The 2,535-nt window shown below is 58.5% G+C and carries 2 protein-coding genes and 1 pseudogene; all 3 read right to left on the minus strand.

Annotation, left to right across the window (positions count from 1 at the left end):
- A pseudogene (locus QZ326_RS12760) lies at positions 1-218 on the minus strand (hypothetical protein); the annotation flags it as partial.
- A 45-nt stretch (positions 219-263) separates the two neighbouring features.
- Entirely contained in the window at positions 264-1,358 is a 1,095-nt protein-coding gene (locus QZ326_RS12765) for a DUF932 domain-containing protein (protein ID WP_295745908.1), read from the minus strand.
- Between the two features lie 36 nt (positions 1,359-1,394).
- Positions 1,395-2,162: a hypothetical protein gene (locus tag QZ326_RS12770; RefSeq protein ID WP_295745911.1), complete on the minus strand. Its 768-nt coding sequence runs from the start codon at positions 2,160-2,162 to the stop codon at positions 1,395-1,397.
- Between the last annotated feature and the right edge of the window lie 373 nt (positions 2,163-2,535).

A 2,535-nucleotide genomic window follows, 5' to 3' on the forward strand; every position in this document is an offset into this window, starting at 1 on the left:
AGCTCAGGGACGTAATCCGGGCGCTCCGGGTTGTCGCTCTCCATCTCGAACTGCAAGACGCCGCCGCCGGGGATCTTGACCTTGGGGAACGTGAGCCGCAGACCCTCCATATCCTCGGAGAGATCATCGGAGGGGGCGTTGGTGCCCATAGCGGTGGGCAGAATGAACTGGGCGCACTCCATAACGGTGGTGTTGGTCTGATTATTCTGGCTAAACATAAATCGTTCCTCCTAATAAAGTGTTGATATTGGTGGTATGGCCTGCTATACGGCGATACCTGTGACCTGGTTGATTCTGCGGAACAGCTCCGGGGCCATGGTCATGACTGTGTATCCGATCTCCTCCAGTTTGGAGGCGCGGTCGTAACTCTCCACGTCCTGGCTGTACCGGGTGACTGCGTTGGCGAGGCCGTACAGCGTGTAGTCACCGTCTGTATGGAGATGCTGGAGGATTCCAGCGCTCTCCGCCTCTGTGATATGGACGCAGGCTGCGGCGCGTTTTACCACTTCGTCCAGATTGTCCATGTTCAGCTCCATCTGTGTGCTCTCCCGCATCTGGTTGAGCATCTGCACAAACCGGGCTTCATCCATGGCATCACGGACTGCTGCTTGCAGACTCCGGACAAAATCCTGGTCGCTGTCTGTCAGTACCTCTGCGGCGCAGACAAAAAATTGCCTGTTGGTGAGGATGCGAGGCCCCGAATGGGTACGGCGCATTTTGGAAGCCGTGCTGTCGGTGGCCGTCATCCCGTTGGTACAGACCAGCCGGTAGACGAGCGGGCAGACACTGACCGCACCGCGGCCGGTCTCGCTGTTGGAGATCGACACCCCGGCTTGAACCACATCGCCCGGACGCACTTCATCCTGGAGGCGTGGGTTCACGACCTTCAGGTACATGTAGTCCTCTGTAAGCTCACAGCTGCCAAACTGGATGTCCGGCATCTCACCTACCACGGGGGTAACGATCCTGGCAACATCATAGTTGTCGATGCGCCGGTAGCGGCTGCTCAGAAACGCCCGCGCATGACCGTCCAATGTCCGCAGCATACGCTGGGCAGGATCAACACGCTGGAGCCAGCGGTTGACGTTGTGGGCCAGCAGCTCCGGATCATTCCGCCGCATCTTTTCGTAATACTTGATGGGGATGTCCAGATAGGCGCTGAGCTGGCGGTGGGCCGTGGTCTGAATGTCCATCGGCTCCATCAGGTCATGGCCGCTCTCATTCAGCGCAAGGAGAAAGGGCTGGCCGTCCCAAATCTCCATGCGCAGGCATCTGGTGTCCACCATGTAGTCGGCCTTTACCTCACCCTGACGCCGGATCTCTGCCGCCATCGCCTGGATGGTTCGCCCGCTTTTCATGGCACGCTTCACTCCCTTCCTTGATTTTGGGACCGCTTACCAGGAGACCAGAATCCTGGTATCCTGCACATCGGCGGTCAGCCCTTCCTGCTCCAACACCTTTGCCAGCCTGGGCCAGTACACCTTCTCAGGGAAAGTGGCAAAGGAGTTTTTCTTGATCTCCTCGCCTCCGGCCACCGGCTGGATGCAGATACTGCCGTCCTCGTTCAATGTCAGGCTGCTGTGGCCTCGGGAACGCAGGTCGGCAATCATGTCCTCCAGAATGCCGCGGCCCTGGAATTCATACCACACCCGGGGGTCCAGCGGCTGCTGATTGGGTGCGGCTCCAGCCTCCAGCGGCGCAACCTTGACCAGTGAACAGCGAAGGCCGCCCTGCCGGTCCAAAGTCACGTCAGCATAGTCATAGTCCTGGATACCGTAGACCCGGATGCGGCCGGTACCGCCATAGGCGATGAAGCGTGCGGGATCAGCTAAAGTCCATTCCCAATGGGCCTGGGGATAGACAGATTGCAGATGCTCCGAGATACGATGGTTCACATGGCGCAGAAGTACCAGCCCCATGCTGCTGTCAGAAGTATCCGCAGCGGCTTCCTGCCGGTCACGGGACTGGCGGACACGGCGTCGATACGTGCGATTGGACTTCCAGGCGGGAATAAGCTGGGTGAAAATAAGCCACAGGCCCCACACCGCGAAAACGGTGATCAGAGCCACGGTTGCCCAGTTACCCCGCAGCAGAGACAGGATGGCAATGACGACGCCGATCAGGATAGAGATGCTGCCCCAAAGAGGACTCGTTCTTTTCATGGAAATTACCACCTTTTCTTAAAATGTCGGGAAAAGCAAAAAAGAGGCGCTGCACCCACGTCCAGAAAATAATCTGTCCTAACCAAATCGAAGCCCAACGTCAGTGGGTTCGATTTGGAGAGGAGAAGCAACGTAGCGATACGCAGTTTTCAGGCATTCGCCTGGAAACGGAGTGAGCGTAGTTTGCTTCGACGAGGTACAGCGCCTCTTCACTTGTGCCGGAGCGTTACTCCGGCAGGGCCTCCCGCTCGCCGTCCACCATCCCAACGGGGACGGCGGGTTCGGACTGCGGTACGCCGCATTCGGGTTTGCTCTGGGAGGCCGGGATGTAATCCCAGTCGCCCAGTTTGAGCTTCAGCCGCTTGTCGTGGGT

It is taken from the genome of uncultured Oscillibacter sp. (assembly GCF_910587525.1).
Taxonomy (GTDB): domain Bacteria; phylum Bacillota; class Clostridia; order Oscillospirales; family Oscillospiraceae; genus Oscillibacter.

Bases quoted from the DNA above. Each gene is read 5' to 3' on its own strand.
- QZ326_RS12765 (WP_295745908.1), bottom strand. From the start codon at position 1,358: ATGAAAAGCGGGCGAACCATCCAGGCGATGGCGGCAGAGATCCGGCGT.
- QZ326_RS12770 (WP_295745911.1), bottom strand. From the start codon at position 2,162: ATGAAAAGAACGAGTCCTCTTTGGGGCAGCATCTCTATCCTGATCGGC.